Annotated in this window: 20 protein-coding genes; 10 read left to right on the top strand and 10 right to left on the bottom strand. The window is 48.7% G+C overall.

Annotated elements, in window-relative coordinates; genetic code table 11:
* Window positions 1-57: 57 nt before the first annotated feature.
* Window positions 58-1380 (bottom strand): MFS transporter, encoded by a 1323-nt coding sequence (locus ACJHYW_RS03560; protein WP_000053689.1) that lies wholly within the window; start codon window positions 1378-1380, stop codon window positions 58-60.
* 32 nt (window positions 1381-1412) lie between these two features.
* Window positions 1413-2300: a phosphoserine phosphatase SerB gene (gene serB / locus ACJHYW_RS03555; protein ID WP_000152724.1), complete on the bottom strand. Its 888-nt coding sequence runs from the start codon at window positions 2298-2300 to the stop codon at window positions 1413-1415.
* Between the two features lie 210 nt (window positions 2301-2510).
* On the opposite strand from serB, the gene ACJHYW_RS03550 reads away from it, so the two are divergent.
* Both ACJHYW_RS03550 and ACJHYW_RS03545 read left to right on the top strand, forming a co-directional pair.
* A complete protein-coding gene (locus ACJHYW_RS03550; RefSeq protein WP_001361619.1) occupies window positions 2511-3863 on the top strand; it encodes an L-serine ammonia-lyase in 1353 nt (450 codons plus the stop codon).
* A 1-nt stretch (window position 3864) separates the two neighbouring features.
* On the top strand, window positions 3865-4254 hold the full coding sequence (locus ACJHYW_RS03545) for a helix-turn-helix domain-containing protein (RefSeq protein ID WP_000876823.1): 390 nt from the start codon (window positions 3865-3867) through the stop codon (window positions 4252-4254).
* Here ACJHYW_RS03545 and yeiG read toward each other — a convergent pair whose 3' ends face one another.
* Window positions 4255-5091 (bottom strand): S-formylglutathione hydrolase, encoded by an 837-nt coding sequence (yeiG, locus tag ACJHYW_RS03540; protein ID WP_000425426.1) that lies wholly within the window; start codon window positions 5089-5091, stop codon window positions 4255-4257. It lies immediately after the preceding gene.
* Window positions 5092-5348: 257 nt separating this feature from the next.
* On the opposite strand from yeiG, the gene folE reads away from it, so the two are divergent.
* The 6 genes from folE to mglC all read left to right on the top strand — a co-directional run bounded on the left by folE (window position 5349) and on the right by mglC (window position 12258).
* On the top strand, window positions 5349-6017 hold the full coding sequence (folE, locus tag ACJHYW_RS03535; protein WP_001139613.1) for a GTP cyclohydrolase I FolE: 669 nt from the start codon (window positions 5349-5351) through the stop codon (window positions 6015-6017).
* A 16-nt stretch (window positions 6018-6033) separates the two neighbouring features.
* A complete protein-coding gene (gene yeiB, locus ACJHYW_RS03530; protein WP_000440933.1) occupies window positions 6034-7191 on the top strand; it encodes a DUF418 domain-containing protein YeiB in 1158 nt (385 codons plus the stop codon).
* Window positions 7192-7332: 141 nt separating this feature from the next.
* Entirely contained in the window at window positions 7333-8373 is a 1041-nt protein-coding gene (gene galS / locus ACJHYW_RS03525) for an HTH-type transcriptional regulator GalS (RefSeq protein WP_000628654.1), read from the top strand.
* Between the two features lie 279 nt (window positions 8374-8652).
* Entirely contained in the window at window positions 8653-9651 is a 999-nt protein-coding gene (gene mglB / locus ACJHYW_RS03520) for a galactose/glucose ABC transporter substrate-binding protein MglB (protein ID WP_001036964.1), read from the top strand.
* Between the two features lie 60 nt (window positions 9652-9711).
* Window positions 9712-11232 (top strand): galactose/methyl galactoside ABC transporter ATP-binding protein MglA, encoded by a 1521-nt coding sequence (gene mglA / locus ACJHYW_RS03515; RefSeq protein WP_000255034.1) that lies wholly within the window; start codon window positions 9712-9714, stop codon window positions 11230-11232.
* A gap of 15 nt (window positions 11233-11247) precedes the next feature.
* The gene (mglC, locus tag ACJHYW_RS03510; RefSeq protein WP_001275119.1) at window positions 11248-12258 is read left to right on the top strand and encodes a galactose/methyl galactoside ABC transporter permease MglC; all 1011 of its coding nucleotides are present in this window, start codon (window positions 11248-11250) and stop codon (window positions 12256-12258) included.
* Window positions 12259-12328: 70 nt separating this feature from the next.
* Here the strand turns inward: mglC and preA are convergent, their stop codons facing one another.
* From preA to ACJHYW_RS03475, 7 genes are all read right to left on the bottom strand, one after another.
* A complete protein-coding gene (preA, locus tag ACJHYW_RS03505) occupies window positions 12329-13564 on the bottom strand; it encodes an NAD-dependent dihydropyrimidine dehydrogenase subunit PreA (protein WP_000956035.1) in 1236 nt (411 codons plus the stop codon).
* Complete coding sequence (gene preT, locus ACJHYW_RS03500; protein ID WP_061092625.1) at window positions 13558-14796, bottom strand: NAD-dependent dihydropyrimidine dehydrogenase subunit PreT; 1239 nt, start codon at window positions 14794-14796, stop codon at window positions 13558-13560. Before preT ends, preA begins: the two co-directional genes overlap by 7 nt.
* A 193-nt stretch (window positions 14797-14989) precedes the next feature.
* Window positions 14990-15229 (bottom strand): DUF2542 family protein, encoded by a 240-nt coding sequence (locus tag ACJHYW_RS03495; protein ID WP_000383092.1) that lies wholly within the window; start codon window positions 15227-15229, stop codon window positions 14990-14992.
* 2 nt (window positions 15230-15231) lie between these two features.
* Window positions 15232-15951 (bottom strand): outer membrane permeability protein SanA, encoded by a 720-nt coding sequence (gene sanA / locus ACJHYW_RS03490; protein WP_000920064.1) that lies wholly within the window; start codon window positions 15949-15951, stop codon window positions 15232-15234.
* 149 nt (window positions 15952-16100) lie between these two features.
* The gene (gene cdd, locus ACJHYW_RS03485; RefSeq protein WP_061092626.1) at window positions 16101-16985 is read right to left on the bottom strand and encodes a cytidine deaminase; all 885 of its coding nucleotides are present in this window, start codon (window positions 16983-16985) and stop codon (window positions 16101-16103) included.
* Window positions 16986-17114: 129 nt separating this feature from the next.
* On the bottom strand, window positions 17115-17810 hold the full coding sequence (locus ACJHYW_RS03480) for a CidB/LrgB family autolysis modulator (RefSeq protein WP_000968208.1): 696 nt from the start codon (window positions 17808-17810) through the stop codon (window positions 17115-17117).
* A complete protein-coding gene (locus ACJHYW_RS03475) occupies window positions 17807-18205 on the bottom strand; it encodes a CidA/LrgA family protein (RefSeq protein WP_001295452.1) in 399 nt (132 codons plus the stop codon). The genes ACJHYW_RS03480 and ACJHYW_RS03475 overlap by 4 nt, the downstream gene beginning before the upstream one ends.
* A gap of 238 nt (window positions 18206-18443) precedes the next feature.
* Here ACJHYW_RS03475 and dusC point away from each other — a divergent pair, with 238 nt between their 5' ends.
* Entirely contained in the window at window positions 18444-19391 is a 948-nt protein-coding gene (gene dusC / locus ACJHYW_RS03470; protein ID WP_001264877.1) for a tRNA dihydrouridine(16) synthase DusC, read from the top strand.
* Between the two features lie 230 nt (window positions 19392-19621).
* Window positions 19622-20035 (top strand): IS110 family transposase (locus ACJHYW_RS03465; protein ID WP_349332721.1); only part of this gene is annotated, 414 nt, incomplete at its 3' end.

Raw genomic sequence — 20035 nt, 5'->3', positions numbered from 1 at the left:
GAGAAGATGCCCGGCGCGGATCCCGCCGGGCATAATGCCAGAAATTCGTTTCTGGATTTATAACCGATGAAATTTTGCCAGTAAGGCCAGTGAAAATGTTGTCAGCAAAATGGTAATGACTGCGTAAATATACACTCCTGACCATTCCCAACTGTTTTTCACCATAATAACTGGAAGCCCTGCCATTGCCGCGCCTAAATAACTAAACAAGCCCCTGAATCCAGTAATGGAACCTGCCGCATCTTTATGCGTAACATCAAGACACCCGACAGCGAATAACATATGCGGTCCATACAATGCAAACCCCATGATTGTAAACAGAATAGCCGTTAATGTATAGGAGACGTCCTGCACCAGCGGTACGAGAACGATGCAAATACATAAGGCGATGGCAAACATTAATCCGGTCATCCAGCGGTTACTTTTAAACATAAAATCGGACAAGTACCCCGCCAGTAATCCCCCTGCAAGTCCACCTGCTTCAAACCAGGATATAATGGAGTTCGCTTTAATCAGGCTCCAGTTATGAACCTGAGAATAATAAATTTGTGGCCAGTCATTGAGGATGGTGCGTGCAATATAGACTGACATATCCCCGAGGATAATCAGCCAAACTAATGGGTTGGTAAGAATATATTTAATGAAAATTTGCCAAAAACTCAGATCAACCGGGCTTGCTTTAACTTGAGCAAGTTCTGTCGGGTCGTTGCGCCACTTACCTACGTTAGGCAAACCGAGTGTGCCGGGACGATCTTTAATCGTAAACAGGGCAACAACCCCCATAATCAGCGATATTACACCCGGAACATAAAAGCCCATTTTCCAGCTGCCACTAAAAGCAATGGCAAAGCTTGTCAGGAGAGGCGCAAGACTACCGCCAATATTATGCGCCGCTTCAACAACTGCCCACCAGCGCCCGCGTTCATTTTTAGAGAACCACGAGGCCATAATTTTTGCCATCGGCGGAAAACTGGTACCCTGAAGAATAGCATTAAGGCTGTACAGGATATAGAACGCAGCAACGCTGTCTGAAAAACCGAAAAGAATATTAACAATACCGACGCCAATAAGTACGGGGCCGGTCATCGCGCGTGGATTAATTTTATCAACTAACATGCCACCTACAAACTTCATGGAGCCATAAAGAATGTAAAAGACCGACGACATGATAGCGAAATCTTGTGCAGTTAATGACGTATCCGTTAACATCGCCGGCATGGCCGCAGAGAAATTCTTGCGGGTTAAATAAAATACGGCATAAGAGATAAATACAGAGGTGATGATTTCAATGCGAAATTTTTTATAAGTATGATCAACTTCTTCTTGCCGTTTGACCACCGGTTGGTCGGCCTGGCTGAAAATAAATTTTTTCAAGCTCATCGTGAGTTTCCTTTTCTGTAAACTTTATGGCGCTATAATTTTTCTTCTATAAAAAAGAGAAGCGACTCGAAACCATTAAAATTAATCTGGTTAGCAACTTTTTCCCGGGTTTTAGGTTTTGCTTTCCATGCCACGCCATTCCCGGCATGCAGAAGCATAGGAATATCATTAGCACCATCTCCGCAGGCAATGATGTTTTCACGACAAGTTGATAACTCTGTCGCCAAATTTATCAGGGTTTGCTTTTTCTTTTCTGCATTCATAATAGGTAAGGTAATTGTATCAGTTAACAGATCTTCCTTAATGCGCACAGAGTTAGAAAATGCAAAATCAAGTTGATATTTTTCCTTCAATCGCTCAGTAAAAATATCCAAACCTCCAGATATAATTGCCGTCTTGAATCCTTTTTCTTTTAGTATGGGAAGAATAGTTTCAAGACCTGGTGAAAGAGTCATCTGTTCACAAACTTGATGCAATATATCTTTATGCGTTCCTTTAAGCATGGCAATTCGCCGGGTAAAACTGGTATCAAAATCGATTTTTCCTTCCATCGCTTCACGGGTCAGCGCGGTGATTTTTTCCGAGATCCCGAGTCTACGGGCTATTTCATCAACACCTTCCTCTTCAACAAAGGTGGAATCCATATCAAAGGCAATAATTCCCTCAGCCGGTAAGTCCGTAGGTTTGCGGAAAAAATCAAAATGATGATGATCAGCACGGTGACGTAAACCAGCATAAAAAGCAGGGTTGGTAACATCATTTGGTAATACTAGCTTTAGATACTCTCTATTTATTTGCCTACTGTAATTCGTTGTTAGCGAAAACACCGAGGGGGAAATCTTTAAATGTTGCAGATAATCTTTCAGACATTTTTGGGTGATGTCGATGCCTGTTGGCGACAAGAAATAAATAATCGTCATTTACCGCTCCTTTTTATCTGCACTGATTATAATAAGGTTTCGTAGAGGCTGATGTATCTGACAATCACAGTTGTGAATGTTAAATAAAAGATAAAAAAGTACTTTTTTTGATACTTTGAAATAATAAGATACTAAAAGTACCATTTTTGATATCTTTGCCAGGATATAACGAATAACGAGTTTTCAACGTTGAAGGAATCATTTACAAATATGGAAAGCTGCATAGATATATTCAAGATAGTTATTGGTCCATCCAGTTCCCGCACAGTCGGGCCAATGCGTGCGGCTTATAATTTTGTGTCACAATTGAAACAGCAAGAAATGTTACCTTTGTTGCGGAAAATTGATGTCGAACTTTATGGTGCGCTGTCATTAAGCCGCAAGTGCCATAATGTTGATGTGGCGATTTATCTCGGTTTGCAAGGCCACTTACCTGACAGTGTTGATATCCGCATGGAAATGTCCGCCATCAGGCGTGCAGAAACTGAGGCGACGCTGGAAGTTATGCCTGGTGTCAACGTCAGTGTATCCATTCTTTCTAATCCACAGGCGCATCCGGGGCACCCTTATGCGATGACATTTCGTGCCAGAGATGACTGGTTTACACTTTATGAAGAAACCTGGTTTTCTATCGGCGACGGTCAGGTGCAAAAAGCGGGAGAGGCGATGATGCCCTCCTCAGTCACTCCACATCCTTTTGAATTCCAGAACGCAAACGAATTATTAATACTTTGTCAGCAAAACGGATTATCTGTTGCGGCATTAATGATGAAAAACGAACTGCACTGCCAGACATCTGGTTTTTTGCATGACGATTTCAATAAAAAATGGGAAGTAATGAAGGATGCGGTCTATCGCGGGATGCATACAGAAGGATTACTTCCAGGTCCGTATCAGGTTAACCGTCGTGCCTGTGCTTTATATAAATCGTTGCAGGCAAAGGGGTTTACCAATGACTTCCTGACTGCGATCAATTGGGTTAATACTTTTGCCATTGCGGTGAGCGAAGAAAATGCTGCGGGTGGACGCGTCGTGACAGCACCCACCAACGGCGCGAGCGGTATTATCCCGGCCGTACTGTGTTGGTATGATAAATTCATTCATGAACTTGATACTTACTCCGTTACTCGCTTTTTTCTGACCGCCGGTGCCATCGCCATTCTGTTCAAAAAAAATGCCTCTATTCTGGGGTCTGAAGTTGGATGTCAGGGAGAAATCGGCGTTGCCAGTTCAATGGCGGCAGCAGGATTAGCAGAACTTATGGGCGGGTCAGTGACTCAGGTACTCAGCGCGGCAGAAATTGCAATGGAACACCATTTAGGTTTGACCTGTGATCCAGTTGGCGGGCAGGTACAAATTCCTTGTATTGAACGAAATGCTATTTCAGCCGTGAAAGCTATCAACGCAACGACGATGGCGTTGAGTCGCATAAGCGAGCCCTGCATTACGCTGGATGAGATAATTTCCGCGATGTATGAAACCGGAAAGGATATGAGCGCTAAATACCGGGAAACTTATCATGGCTGTCTTAGCAAATTGCAGCCAAGAAAAAAGGACGCGTAAGATGAAATATAATACGATGAATAACAACGAAATTATTTTATCTCTATGTGCACGCATTAAAGAAACGCGGATCTCATTATCGTTGACCCAACAGCAGTTAGCCGATCGTGCATTGGTGGGCATTGCAACGGTCAAGCGGATTGAAAAGGGAGGAAGTTTAAATCTTGATACCCTCATTTCTCTTCTGCGCGCGCTGAATAAATTGCAAAATCTCGATGCCATATTGTTCGAAGCTGAAATGCGTAATTTCAACGAAAATTCTTCCAGCGGCGAAGGGGCAGGGCGACTTCAGGTGCGCCAGCAACTGACAGATTTAAACCAGAAGTCTCCAGCCCCGCACGCAGATGACCGTGATTTTAGTACGGCGCTGGAAAATACCCTTTGCTGGTGATTATTCCTGTAAATACTGCGCATGGAAGCGCAGGTGATCCTCTATAAAAGAGGCGATGAAGTAGTAACTGTGATCATACCCCGGCTGAATACGCAGCGTCATCGGCCACGCTTTCTGGCGCGCGGCTTCTGCCAGTACCGCAGGTTGCAACTGGTCGGCAAGAAACTGATCATTATCGCCCTGATCGATAAGCGTCGGGATCGCATCCTGCGCGTTACTGGCATACATCAGCGCGCAACTGTCCCATTCCAGCCATGCATTTTTGTCCTCACCTAAATAGCTGCTAAACGCTTTGATTCCCCACGGGACGCTGCACGGATTCACAATCGGCGCAAAGGCGGAAACACTGGTGTATTTACCCGGATTTTTCAGCGCCATAATCAGCGCACCGTGACCACCCATTGAATGACCGCTAATAGCGCAGCGGTCGCTGACATTAAATTGCGACTGAACCAGCGCCGGTAATTCATCGCGCAGATAATCATACATCCGGTAATGCGTCGCCCAAGGCGGTTGCGTGGCATTAAGATAAAAGCCTGCGCCCTGGCCTAAATCGTAGCCATCATCGTTGGCAACCTGTTCGCCGCGCGGGCTGGTGTCTGGCATCACCAGTACAATCCCCAGTTCTGCCGCCACGCGCTGGGCCCCCGCTTTGGTGGCGAAGTTCTCGTCATTGCAGGTTAATCCGGAAAGCCAGTACAGCACCGGTGGCGGGGTGTGATCACGAGGTGGTGGGAGAAAGATACTGAACGTCATCGGGCAGTTTAAGGTACTGGAGTCGTGTCGCCAGCGTTGCTGCCAGCCTTCAAAACAGCGGTGCTCTTCGAGCATTTCCATGCGTGGCTCCTTGTTGTGTTGTTTGCAATTTCTTCATCATACCGTTTATTCAATGTGCTGTGAGTAACTTTCACTTCCGTATTTGCATAACGATGTTTTAACATCTGCTGATGAAAGGCAGCGGCAATTACAATAATTATCGCTGTGAATACTGGATTATGTGCGCCGCCTCACGCACAATAATCAGGCTGTAAATCAGCTTAATAACTTTGCCCCCACGCAGGGCGGAGGCGTCACACCTGCAGGAGAAATCATAAATGCCATCACTCAGTAAAGAAGCGGCCCTGGTTCATGAAGCGTTAGTTGCGCGAGGACTGGAAACACCGCTGCGCCCGCCCGTGCATGAAATGGATAACGAAACGCGCAAAAGCCTTATTGCTGGTCATATGACCGAAATCATGCAGCTGCTGAATCTCGACCTGGCTGATGACAGTTTGATGGAAACGCCGCATCGCATCGCTAAAATGTATGTCGATGAAATTTTCTCCGGTCTGGATTACGCCAATTTCCCGAAAATCACCCTCATTGAAAACAAAATGAAGGTCGATGAAATGGTCACCGTGCGCGATATCACCCTGACCAGCACCTGTGAACACCATTTTGTTACCATCGATGGCAAAGCGACGGTGGCTTATATCCCGAAAGATTCGGTGATCGGTCTGTCAAAAATTAACCGTATTGTGCAGTTCTTTGCCCAGCGTCCGCAGGTGCAGGAACGTCTGACCCAGCAAATTCTCATTGCGCTACAAACGCTGCTGGGCACCAATAACGTGGCTGTCTCTATCGACGCGGTGCATTACTGCGTGAAGGCGCGTGGCATCCGCGACGCAACCAGTGCCACAACAACGACCTCTCTTGGTGGATTGTTCAAATCCAGTCAGAATACGCGCCACGAGTTTCTGCGCGCTGTGCGTCATCACAACTGATTAAAAGGCAGGAACCATGGAGCGCAACGTCACGCTCGATTTTGTTCGCGGCGTCGCCATTCTGGGGATCCTGCTATTAAACATCAGCGCCTTTGGGCTACCAAAGGCGGCTTATCTCAATCCCGCCTGGTACGGCGCTATTACGTCGCAGGATGCATGGACCTGGGCATTTCTCGATCTCATCGGCCAGGTGAAATTCCTCACGCTTTTTGCGCTGCTGTTTGGTGCGGGCCTGCAAATGTTGCTGCCCCGTGGCAGACGCTGGATCCAGTCGCGGTTAACGCTGTTAGTCTTGCTGGGCTTTATTCACGGTTTATTGTTCTGGGACGGCGATATTCTGCTGGCTTACGGGCTGGTGGGCTTAATCTGCTGGCGGCTGGTGCGCGATGCGCCATCGGTAAAAAGCCTGTTTAATACAGGCGTCATGCTTTATCTGGTGGGGCTTGGCGTTTTGCTGTTATTGGGGCTGATTTCCGACAGCCAGACCAGCCGCGCCTGGACGCCGGATGCATCGGCTATTTTGTATGAAAAATACTGGAAGCTTCACGGCGGCGTTGAAGCGATCAGTAATCGTGCCGATGGTGTTGGCAACAGTTTACTGGCACTGGGCGCACAGTATGGCTGGCAACTGGCAGGGATGATGCTCATTGGTGCCGCATTGATGCGCAGCGGCTGGCTGAAAGGGCAGTTCAGCTTACGTCACTATCGTCGTACTGGTTTTGTGCTGGTGGCGATTGGGGTGACCATTAACCTTCCTGCCATCGCCCTGCAATGGCAGCTGGACTGGGCGTATCGCTGGTGTGCATTCTTACTTCAAATGCCGCGGGAACTGAGTGCGCCGTTTCAGGCGATTGGCTATGCGTCGCTGTTTTATGGCTTCTGGCCGCAATTAAGCCGCTTTAAGCTGGTGCTGGCAATCGCCTGTGTCGGACGGATGGCACTGACCAACTATCTATTGCAAACGCTGATTTGTACCACGCTTTTTTACCACCTCGGTTTGTTTATGCTGTTTGACCGTCTGGAATTGCTGGCGTTTGTTATTCCGGTATGGCTGGCGAATATTCTCTTCTCTGTTATCTGGCTGCGTTACTTCCGCCAGGGGCCGGTGGAATGGCTCTGGCGTCAGTTAACTTTGCGTGCAGCTGGGCCGGCAAGATCTAAAACATCAAGATAACGATCTGGATCACATTCGTTAACAAAACGGCTGTAACCGTTTCCATTGCTGTGACTCGATTCACGAAGTCCTGTATTCAGTGCTGACAAAATAGCCGCCAGCAAGCAGTCATTTACTGCAATCTCATAACAGGTAGTGAATATGATCACCATTCGTGATGTAGCGCGTCAGGCTGGCGTCTCTGTGGCAACGGTTTCCCGGGTGCTCAATAACAGCACGCTGGTCAGTGCCGACACGCGTGAAGCAGTAATGAAAGCCGTGAGTGAGCTGGATTATCGGCCAAACGCCAATGCCCAGGCGCTGGCAACTCAGGTTAGCGACACCATTGGCGTGGTGGTGATGGACGTTTCTGATGCGTTTTTCGGCGCGCTGGTAAAAGCGGTGGATCTGGTCGCCCAGCAGCATCAGAAATACGTGCTAATCGGCAATAGCTATCATGAAGCGGAAAAAGAGCGTCACGCCATTGAGGTGTTAATTCGCCAGCGTTGTAATGCGTTGATTGTTCACTCAAAAGCATTGAGTGATGATGAACTGGCACAATTTATGGATAACATTCCCGGTATGGTGTTAATCAACCGCGTTGTGCCGGGGTACGCCCATCGTTGCGTTTGCCTGGATAATCTCAGTGGTGCCCGAATGGCGACGCGCATGTTGCTTAATAACGGCCATCAACGTATTGGTTATCTTTCTTCCAGCCACGGCATTGAAGATGACGCCATGCGTAAAGCAGGCTGGATGAGTGCGTTGAAAGAGCAGGATATTATTCCGCCGGAAAGTTGGATTGGCACTGGCACGCCTGACATGCCGGGCGGTGAGGCGGCGATGGTTGAACTGCTGGGGCGCAATCTACAACTTACCGCTGTATTTGCTTATAACGACAATATGGCCGCTGGCGCACTGACAGCATTAAAAGATAATGGCATTGCGATTCCGTTACATCTCTCCATCATCGGTTTCGATGATATTCCCATCGCCCGTTACACCGACCCGCAATTAACGACCGTGCGTTATCCCATTGCTTCAATGGCGAAATTAGCCACCGAACTGGCCTTGCTGGGGGCAGCAGGCAATATTGATCCTCGTGCCAGCCACTGTTTTATGCCGACGTTAGTGCGTCGCCATTCTGTCGCAACACGCCAGAATGCGGCGGCGATCACTAACTCAACAAATCAGGCGATGTAACCGCTTTCAATCTGTGAGTGATTTCACAGTATCTTAACAATACGATAGCTATGATTGCACCGTTTTAACGTTGTAACCCGTATGTAACAGTGAATAATCACTTTCACCGAGGTAATAGCGTCATAACAACAATTAAAGCCGTTTTCTGGAGCGTTACCGGGCATGGAAGAACGAATTTTAAAAAGTGAGCTTCGGCGTTCAGTAACACTTCATTAACTCTACTGCCCCGCCGAGCATTTATCTCAAGCACTACCCTGCATAAGAAAAACCGGAGATACCATGAATAAGAAGGTGTTAACCCTGTCTGCTGTGATGGCCAGCATGTTATTCGGTGCCGCTGCACACGCTGCTGATACTCGCATTGGTGTAACAATCTATAAGTACGACGATAACTTTATGTCTGTGGTGCGCAAGGCTATTGAGCAAGATGCGAAAGCCGCGCCAGATGTTCAGCTGCTGATGAATGATTCTCAGAATGACCAGTCCAAGCAGAACGATCAGATCGACGTATTGCTGGCGAAAGGGGTGAAGGCACTGGCAATCAACCTGGTTGACCCGGCAGCTGCGGGTACGGTGATTGAGAAAGCGCGTGGGCAAAACGTGCCGGTGGTTTTCTTCAACAAAGAACCGTCTCGTAAGGCGCTGGATAGCTACGACAAAGCCTACTACGTTGGCACTGACTCCAAAGAGTCCGGCATTATTCAGGGCGATTTGATTGCTAAACACTGGGCGGCGAATCAGGGTTGGGATCTGAACAAAGACGGTCAGATTCAATTCGTACTGCTGAAAGGTGAGCCGGGCCATCCGGATGCAGAAGCACGTACCACTTACGTGATTAAAGAATTGAACGACAAAGGCATCAAAACTGAACAGTTACAGTTAGATACCGCTATGTGGGATACCGCTCAGGCGAAAGATAAGATGGACGCCTGGCTGTCTGGCCCGAACGCCAACAAAATCGAAGTGGTTATCGCCAACAACGATGCGATGGCAATGGGCGCGGTAGAAGCACTGAAAGCACACAACAAGTCCAGCATTCCGGTGTTTGGCGTCGATGCGCTGCCAGAAGCGCTGGCGCTGGTGAAATCTGGTGCACTGGCGGGCACCGTACTGAACGATGCTAACAACCAGGCGAAAGCGACCTTTGATTTGGCGAAAAACCTGGCCGATGGCAAAGGTGCGGCTGATGGCACCAACTGGAAAATCGACAACAAAGTGGTCCGCGTACCTTATGTTGGCGTAGATAAAGACAACCTGGCTGAATTCAGCAAGAAATAAGACTGATTGGGCGCAGTCGTTTACTGCGCCCTTATTGTATGGCCAACAAGGTAAAATTATATGGTCAGCTCAACGACTCCGTCTTCCGGGGAATACTTGTTGGAAATGAGCGGTATCAACAAGTCTTTTCCTGGTGTTAAGGCACTTGATAACGTTAATTTAAAAGTCCGGCCACATTCTATCCATGCATTAATGGGGGAAAACGGCGCAGGAAAATCAACATTATTAAAATGCCTGTTTGGTATTTATCAAAAAGACTCCGGCACCATTTTATTCCAGGGTAAAGAGATCGATTTCCATTCTGCCAAAGAAGCGCTGGAAAATGGTATTTCGATGGTACACCAGGAGTTAAATCTGGTATTACAACGTTCGGTGATGGATAACATGTGGCTGGGGCGATATCCCACCAAAGGCATGTTTGTCGATCAGGACAAAATGTACCGCGAAACCAAAGCGATTTTTGATGAACTGGATATTGATATCGATCCGCGTGCGCGCGTCGGCACATTATCCGTTTCGCAAATGCAGATGATCGAAATCGCCAAAGCGTTTTCCTATAACGCGAAAATTGTGATTATGGATGAACCGACTTCTTCGTTAACCGAAAAAGAGGTCAATCATCTGTTCACTATTATTCGTAAATTAAAAGAGCGCGGCTGCGGTATTGTTTATATCTCGCATAAAATGGAAGAAATCTTCCAGTTATGTGATGAAGTTACCGTATTGCGCGACGGTCAGTGGATCGCCACCGAACCGCTGGCAGGACTGACGATGGACAAGATCATCGCCATGATGGTTGGGCGTTCTCTTAACCAGCGTTTCCCTGACAAAGAAAACAAGCCGGGCGAAGTCATCCTCGAGGTGCGTAACCTGACGTCACTGCGCCAGCCGTCGATCCGTGATGTCTCGTTTGATCTGCATAAAGGGGAGATTCTCGGTATAGCCGGTCTGGTGGGAGCGAAACGTACCGATATTGTTGAGACGTTATTTGGTATTCGCGAGAAATCGGCTGGCACCATTACGTTGCACGGCAAAAAGATCAATAACCATAATGCCAACGAAGCCATAAACCACGGATTTGCACTGGTAACTGAAGAGCGCCGCTCAACGGGAATTTATGCCTATCTGGATATCGGTTTTAACTCGTTAATTTCCAATATTCGCAACTACAAAAATAAAGTTGGCTTGCTGGATAATTCGCGGATGAAAAGCGATACCCAGTGGGTCATTGATTCGATGCGGGTAAAAACGCCAGGTCATCGGACGCAAATAGGTTCGCTCTCCGGTGGTAATCAGCAAAAAGTGATTATTGGTCGCTGGCTGTTAACGCAACCAGAAATATTAATGCTCGATGAACCGACGCGCGGTATTGATGTTGGGGCTAAGTTTGAGATTTATCAGTTAATTGCCGAACTGGCGAAGAAAGGCAAGGGGATTATTATTATCTCCTCTGAAATGCCAGAGTTGTTAGGGATAACAGACCGTATTCTGGTCATGAGCAATGGTCTCGTTTCCGGAATTGTCGATACAAAAACAACAACGCAAAGCGAAATTCTGCGTCTTGCGTCTTTGCACCTTTAAGATTAGGGGCTTCCCATGAGTGCGTTAAATAAGAAAAGTTTTCTTACTTACCTGAAAGAAGGCGGTATTTACGTCGTTCTTTTAGTTTTGCTGGCAATTATTATTTTCCAGGACCCAACATTTTTAAGTCTGTTGAACTTAAGTAATATTCTCACCCAGTCATCGGTGCGTATTATTATCGCGCTCGGTGTGGCAGGGTTAATTGTCACCCAGGGGACCGACCTTTCTGCAGGTCGCCAGGTGGGGCTGGCGGCAGTGGTGGCAGCGACGTTATTGCAGTCCATGGATAACGCTAACAAAGTGTTCCCGGAAATGGCGACGATGCCGATTGCGCTGGTTATTCTGATTGTCTGTGCCATTGGTGCGGTGATCGGTTTGATCAACGGCCTGATTATCGCTTATCTCAACGTGACGCCGTTCATTACCACGCTCGGCACGATGATCATCGTCTATGGCATCAACTCGCTCTATTACGACTTTGTCGGGGCGTCGCCAATTTCTGGTTTCGACAGTGGCTTCTCTACCTTTGCTCAGGGCTTTGTCGCGCTGGGGAGTTTCCGTCTCTCTTACATCACCTTCTACGCGTTGATTGCGGTGGTGTTTGTCTGGGTGTTGTGGAACAAAACCCGCTTCGGTAAGAACATTTTTGCCATTGGCGGTAACCCGGAAGCGGCGAAAGTATCTGGTGTCAACGTCGGCCTGAACCTGCTGATGATCTACGCGTTGTCTGGTGTGTTCTATGCCTTCGGCGGGATGTTAGAAGCCGGACGTATCGGCTCAGCCACCAATAACCTCGGCTTTATGTATGAGCTGGATGCTATCGCGGCGTGCGTGGTAGGCGGCGTATCGTTCAGCGGCGGTGTGGGGACGGTGATTGGCGTGGTGACCGGGGTAATTATTTTTACCGTCATCAACTATGGCCTGACGTATATCGGCGTAAACCCATACTGGCAGTACATCATCAAAGGGGCGATTATTATCTTCGCCGTAGCGCTGGATTCACTGAAATACGCGCGTAAGAAATGATGTGAATGTGGGTATTGCCGGATGCGTCGCATCCGGCAATCGGTGCCAAATGCCGGATGTGACGCGGGTTCTACAACGTTACCGGGTGTTCTTTCTCGCCTTTCTTAAACTTCACTTCTCCGAGATCAATACAACCCACCGGGCAGACGTGACCACAAAGCAGACAACCCACGCATTTCTCGGTATTACAATGCGGTGTGCGGGTTTTCTCGCTCCATTCCATCGCCTGGTGACCGCCGTCGTAACAGGAAATATAACAGCGTCCACAACCAACACATTTATCAAGATTGATATGGGGATAGACAATATAACTGCGGTCTAAATCTTCCGCCGGGACAATATTGTGATTCGCCAGACCTACCATCTCCTGCAACGAATCAAACCCTTGATCGGCGAGATAATGCGACAACCCGCTTGCCATATCTTCCACTATCCGATACCCGTACTGCATAATGCCGGTGGTCACCTGCAACGTCGCTGCACCGAGCAATAAAAACTCCGCCGCATCTTCCCAGGTTTCAATGCCGCCGATACCGCTGATCGGGAAATCGCGCAGTTCTGGATGGGTGCGCATTTGCTGAATAAAGCGCAGGGCGATCGGTTTTACCGCTTTACCGGAATATCCGGAAATACTCGATTTACCGTTAACGATCGGCATACCAATTTTCTGATTAAGATCGATATTGGTGATGGATTTAACGGTGTTAATCGCTGCAATGCCATCTGCGCCGCCGCGCTTCGCCGCCAGCGCCACTTCGCACATATCACCGATATTCGGCGTCATCTTCGCCAGCATTGGCAGCGTGGAACCACGTTTCACTGCCCGACAATATTTTTCTACCAGTTCCGGGCTTTGCCCGACATCGCTCCCCATCGCATGAGAAGTCATTTGCGGGCAGGAGAAGTTACACTCGATCATATCCGCGCCAGCTTCTTGCACCAGACGCGCCAGCTCTTCCCATTGCTGCTCATTTTCGCCCATGATTGAAGCGATCAATACTTTGTCCGGATAATCTTCTTTCAGCCGACGCAGGGCGGCCAGATTATCTTCCAACGGATGTTCAGCAATCTGCTCCATATTTTTGAAGCCGATAAAACCGGTATCTTCTTTCACCAGATGATCAAAACGCGGCGAGACTTCGTTGGCGATAAAAAAGCCGATCGTTTTAAACACCACGCCGCCCCAGCCAGTGTCGTAGGCTTTGGCACACATCTCATAGCAGTTGCCTACCGGCGAAGAAGAGAGGCAGAACGGGTTGGGAAACTTCACGCCGCAAAAAGTAATCGAAAGATCTTTCGTTAACATGAGCAAGCTCCCTCTAAATAGTGATGAATCGCCTCGGCGGCTTCTTTCCCGGTTTTCACGGCATAGACCACGGTTTTGTCACCCTCAACAATATCGCCAGCAGCAAAGACTTGCGGGTCGCGGGTCTGGTAATGTTGCGTTTCGACGGTGTTACGCTGCGGTTCCAGTGCGGAAAAAGCAGCAAGTTCGGCATGTTGACCTACAGCGAGAATAATTTTGTCCGCCGCTATCGTTAGTTCACCTGGTAAACGAACATGCTTAAAGGTGACTTTATTGCCTTCCACGGCTACAGGTGTAAATCCATCGATGATCGAAACGCCCAACTCCCGGGCGCTGGCAAACTCTTTTTCGCTTGCCGGAAACTCATCTAACTCTTCACGCGCTACGCAAGTTACTGCCTGACAGCCGAGAACTTTCAGCGTGCTGGCTACGTCCATCGCGACATCACCGCCGCCGATAATTAATGCGCTTTGTGGAATGCTGATATCGCCTTGCGCCTGTCGTGCACGTTGCAGGAAGTCGACGGCAATCTCAACGTCGCTATGCTCAAACAGCGATAACCCAGAACCGCTCGATAACCCCACAGTGACCAGTACCGCGCGGTTTTCCGCTTTCAGCTGCTCCAGGGTGAGTGTTTTACCGATTTCGTTATTGCACTTAATGGTCACGCCCATTTTTTCAATACGGGCGATTTCTGCATCCAGTACTGATTGCGGTAACCGGAATTGCGGAATGCCGTTACGCAACCAGCCACCGGGTTGTGCTTCTTTCTCATAGATCGTGACGTCATAACCCTGGTTTGTCAGTGTCACACTGGCCTGCAATCCGGCAGGACCCGCGCCAATAATCGCGACTTTGCCGAGCGTTTTAGTACCGGGCTGATAAATTTCCATCCCGGTTTGTTGTTCAAAATCAGTAACAAAACGCTGTAAGCGACCGATATCAATAGGAGTATCAACACCGGCACGTGTACAACCGCTTTGGCATAATTTCTCCGTCGGGCACACTCTGGCACAAACGGCACCGAGGGCATTATTTTCGCGAATTGTCTCGGCAGCACCTTTAAAATTACGAAAATAAATTGAGCGGATAAATTTCCCTGGGTCAGTTTGCGCCGGGCAAGCCTGACTACAGGGAGCGTCATGACATAATAAACAGCGAGAGGCTTCTTTAATCGCCAGTAAAGGCGTAAAAGCCGGAGTGAGTTCATCCAGATAATTTTGTTGCGGCATGTGATCTTCCTTAATGCTATGAGTAATTAAGGCGAACGCTAAATAAATATTGCGTGCTGATATTAAGGCTATGCGCGTGGGGAAATTTAAACTGTGAAAGGATTCACAAATAGCTGCGGTTCAGAATGTTATATCCGCAGCTTATTGAGTGAAGTAATAATTATTCTCAATAATTAACAGAAAAGGGAAAATATTAACGATAGAAAATAAGATAAACAATCATGCCGATAGATAAAAATCCGAAGCCGATATATGCCACCATATAAGCGAAGAAGAGTCCGGGATTTTTCGCTCGCCAGACATACACTGGTTCCGGTGCATTTTTAACCCGTTTATCAATCGCGCCTGCGCGCCAGCCTTTCCATGCTTCGCGGAAACAAAATATCGGGATAAGGAAAAAAACGGCAACGACAAAAAACTGCTGTACATCCATAACTACTTTCCTTGTTTCTTTTGTAATTCAAGTAACTGTTCGGGTGTGACGGCGGGATACCCCTGCGCATCTTCCGGCACCTGGTGCATAGCCGGAATAGGGACCAGCGGCCCTAAAAAACGCGGTTCACGTTTAAAAATATAAAGGTCAGCCAGCGCACCGAAACGGGCGGCAAATTCGCGAATACGTACTGACAGCATATCTTTCGGTGACGGTACGGCATAACACTGAGCCTGAATCCCCATATGCAGCGCAATAAATAATGCCCGCTCACAGTGGAAACGTTGGGTGATAATAATGAAATCATTAGTATCGAAAACTTTGCGTGTACGCACGATGGAATCCAGCGTACGAAAGCCTGCGTAATCGAGAACAATATCTGATGGGTCGACACCAGCTGCGATTAAATCTTTGCGCATGGTCATCGGCTCATTATAACTTTGCAATGCGTTATCGCCGCTCAGTAATAGATAATTTACCTTACCGCTGTTATAGGCATTAATCGCTCCTTGAATGCGGTAGCGATAATACTGATTAATTACGCCAGTACGATAATATTTTGCTGTGCCGAGCACCACGCCGACCTGGCGGTAGGGGAGATCCTGCAATTCGTCGTAGATATAAGGCGCGGTTTTCCAGCTCATCCAGCGATCGAGGCCGAGCACAGTCAACAGCAGCAAGCCGATCAGGACTAACAGGCTGAGGAACACGCGCTTTAACATGCAGGAGACTCGATCTAGGGAAAATTTCCATCAGGCTACTTTACCCGCTGGTTTTGCGCAAGAAACGGCAAACTGTTTGCCGGGATTTTCGACACCAGGAGAGGGCTGGCAAGCCGGACAAGGCGTTCACGCCGCATCCGGCACCAGGCTTAAGCGAGAAGTACGCGGTCGATACTGTGACAGCCGAGAGCTTTCAGCGTTGCGGAGGTGGCATCCCACTGAATCAACGGCGCATCGGCTTTTTCTGCCAGAACCGCGCGCTGGATATCCGGGTAATCATAACCCTTGAGATTCAACAGAATTAACGCCCCCTGCAACGGCGGCAGAGTCGGGTTGAATGCGGCGTTTTCAGCGTAGCTGCCGCTGAAAATACGACCGTCTTTACATTCCAGCGCGACACCGCTTGGCGACTTACTGTAAGGCATGTGCGAACGGTTTGCCGCCGCAATCGCCGCCTGAGAAAGCGCATCACCCGTCAGCGCATAGCCGTGATCCTGCTCGTCCATCAGCAGCGTTTTAATCTCCAGATCTTTCGGCCCAAAGGCATCCGGCAGATAGTCACGCAGCGCGTGTGCCTCGCGTCCCGGAAGATGAATACGCAGATCCAGACCGCTGATCAGTTCATTCATAAACTGACGGCAGTGACCACAAGGCGTGTAGTTAACGGTGATCGCTGCAAGCGCTTTTTCACCACTCAGCCAGGCGTGGCTGATCGCGCTTTGTTCGGCATGAACGGTTTGCTGCATTGTCGCACCAATAAATTCCATATTGGCACCGAAATACCAGGTTCCGCTCACACCGCGCGCAATTGCGCCAACATTAAAATTCGACAATGGCGTACGCGCACAGGCCGCCGCCAGCGGAAGTAGTGCGAATGCCAGCGCGTCTTCGTCCAGGCCCGTTGCGCTCTTCAGCGATGAGACTTGCTCCCCGGTCAACAAAGCGGGGAAGTACTTGTCTGCCAGAATAGGTTCCAGTGCAGATTGCAAGTTATCCGCAAGTTGGGCAAAAGCGGTTTGAAAACGTGGATGCATGGCGTTGCCTCATAATCATGTAATGGGATAACAGTTTACGAACCCGTTATGGCTTTATATGTGATCTGAATCTCATTAATTATGCAACGCGTGAAACTTACATCAAAAATGCGCGACGCATCGCAAATTTTAGCCCATTACTGCCAGAATAATCGGGAAAAGGAACGGTGCGATCAGCGAAGTAATAATCCCGCATAACACCAGCGCCAGCGAACTAAATGCACCTTCCTGATAATCCAGCTCAGCACAGCGTGCCGTACCGAGGGCGTGCGAGGCTGTCCCCATCGCCAGACCGCGCGCTGCTTTGGTGCGAATACGCATCGCATTAAGTAACGTATGACCAAACACTGCGCCCAGAATACCGACGAAAATCACGCAAACTGCGCTGATTGCCGGAATACCGCCAATACTGCCGCCAACCGCCATTGCAATAGGCGTGGTGACTGATTTCGGCAGGATTGACGCGGCGATTTCCGGTGAAGCGCCCATCAACAATGCCACGGAAGTCCCCGTCACCATCGCAACCACGCTGCCGATAAAACAGATGGTGATGATCGATTTCCAGCGCGCGCGGATCTGGTGTAGCTGCTCATATAAAGGATAGGCCAGCGCAACGACCGCCGGTTGCAGCAGATCGTTTAGCACTTCGCTACCTTTAAAGTAGCTGTCGTAAGAGATGCCGGTCAGCATTAAAAAAGGAATGATCACCACCATTGCTACCAGCAACGGGTTAAGCAAGGGAAACTTATACCGTGCCGCCAGTTTGCGGGCGGCAAAAAAGACAATCAATGTCAGCGGTAATGACCACCAGATATTCGCCATCATTCTTCTGATCCTTTCTGACCTACGACTTTACGTTCACCGTGCACCAGTTGCGAACTCCAGCTCACCACCAGAAAAACCACCAGCGTACTGACTGCACAGGAAACCACTACCGGGCCAAACTGTGCGCGGAGCAAATCAAAATATTGCATGACGCCTACGCCAATCGGCACAAACAATAGCGCCATATAGCGAATCAGTACGTAGCACCCCGGATTGACCCATTTTGCCGGAAGAATTTGCAAGGCCAGCAGGACAAACAGGATCAGCATCCCGATGATGCTGCCCGGAATGGTTACCGGTAGCAGGGAAGCAATGAAAATGCCTGCATACAGGCAGGCATAAATCAGGACAAAAGCACGTAAATATTGCCAGATAATGTTCAGTGTCTTACTCATAATCAACACCCCAGATGAGATGGATTCATCATACAATTAATTCGTAAAACGTGCTACCGATCACATTAAGAAATCAGCGCTTATTTTTTCGCTCCCGGGCATTACGCAATGCGCAGCGAACTCAGGCATACATCAAGCATAGAGAGGGATTGCAGTTTGCAGCAATCCCTCTTTGCAGACCTTTAATCCGTTGACTATAGGCGCTAACATAGCGCCTCATTTTTTTGCGGGTGATGATATGCGTGTGTTACTGGCACCGATGGAGGGTGTACTCGACTCTCTGGTGCGTGAATTGCTGACCGAAGTTAACGACTACGATCTGTGCATCACCGAGTTTGTCCGCGTGGTGGATCAACTGCTGCCGGTAAAAGTCTTTCATCGCATTTGCCCTGAGCTACAAAACGCCAGCCGGACACCATCCGGTACGCTGGTGCGCGTGCAGTTGTTAGGTCAGTTCCCACAATGGCTGGCAGAGAATGCCGCCCGTGCGGTCGAGTTAGGTTCCTGGGGCGTGGATCTCAATTGCGGCTGCCCGTCGAAAACGGTTAACGGTAGCGGCGGTGGGGCGACGTTACTCAAAGATCCTGAACTCATCTATCAGGGTGCAAAAGCGATGCGCGAAGCTGTACCGGCGCATTTGCCCGTCAGCGTAAAAGTGCGTCTGGGCTGGGACAGCGGTGAGAAGAAATTTGAAATCGCCGATGCGGTTCAACAGGCTGGTGCTACAGAGCTGGTGGTGCATGGGCGGACGAAAGAGCAGGGTTACCGCGCGGAGCATATTGACTGGCAGGCGATTGGCGAGATTCGCCAGCGGCTGAATATTCCGGTGATTGCCAACGGTGAAATCTGGAACTGGCAGAGTGCGCAACAATGCATGACGATCAGCGGATGCGACGCAGTGATGATTGGTCGCGGGGCGCTCAATATTCCCAACCTGAGCCGGGTGGTAAAATATAACGAACCGCGAATGCCGTGGCCGGAGGTAGTTGCTTTGCTGCAAAAATATACCCGTCTGGAAAAGCAGGGCGATACCGGGTTATATCACGTAGCGCGGATTAAACAGTGGTTGAGTTATTTGCGTAAAGAATACGATGAAGCAACAGAATTATTTCAGCATGTTCGGATGTTGAATAATTCCCCTGATATTGCAAGGGCTATTCAGGCAATTGATATCGAGAAACTCTAAGAAACATAGTGATGTTTTTTGACAATGTGTTAGCTCTTTATCAATAGGCCGCACGGTTGTTTGGTGGCGTCAAAATCGCCGAGGCGTTCCCCGAAGGCCGGGGCAGCCCACATGGATGTGGGCTGAGGGCGCGTCTTACAAGGATAATGAGATGGACGCTCCAGATTTTACGGTATCAAAGTACCAGACTGGATCGTTGCAATACGTCCTGAAAAATTAGGGGCGTCCACATGAAAGTATCAACTCTTGGTATCGACCTGGCAAAGAACGTTTTTCAGCTTCATGGTGTCGATCATGAAGGCCATACTATTTTGCGTAAAAAGCTCACCCGGGCTAAGTTTGTTCAGTTTGTGATTCAACTGGAACCTTGTCTGATTGGCATGGAAGCCTGCTCATCCAGTCATTATTTTGCGCGATTATTCACCCGCTATGGTCATGAGGTAAAACTCATACCTCCGCAGTATGTGAAGCCTTATGTGAAAACGAACAAGACGGATGCAACAGATGCTGAAGCAATCTGCGAAGCGGTAACACGTCCGAATATGCGTTTTGTTCAGATAAAAACCGAAGAGCAGCAGGCCGTTTTAGCGTTACACACTGAACGGGGAATACTTATCCGTGAGCGGATTGCCTGTGCCAATAGT

Source organism: Escherichia sp. WS3063 (genome assembly GCF_046486595.1).
Lineage (GTDB): Bacteria > Pseudomonadota > Gammaproteobacteria > Enterobacterales > Enterobacteriaceae > Escherichia > Escherichia coli.
The sequence above is the reverse complement of the archived record's forward strand: the minus strand, read 5'-3'. Positions and strand labels throughout refer to the sequence as shown.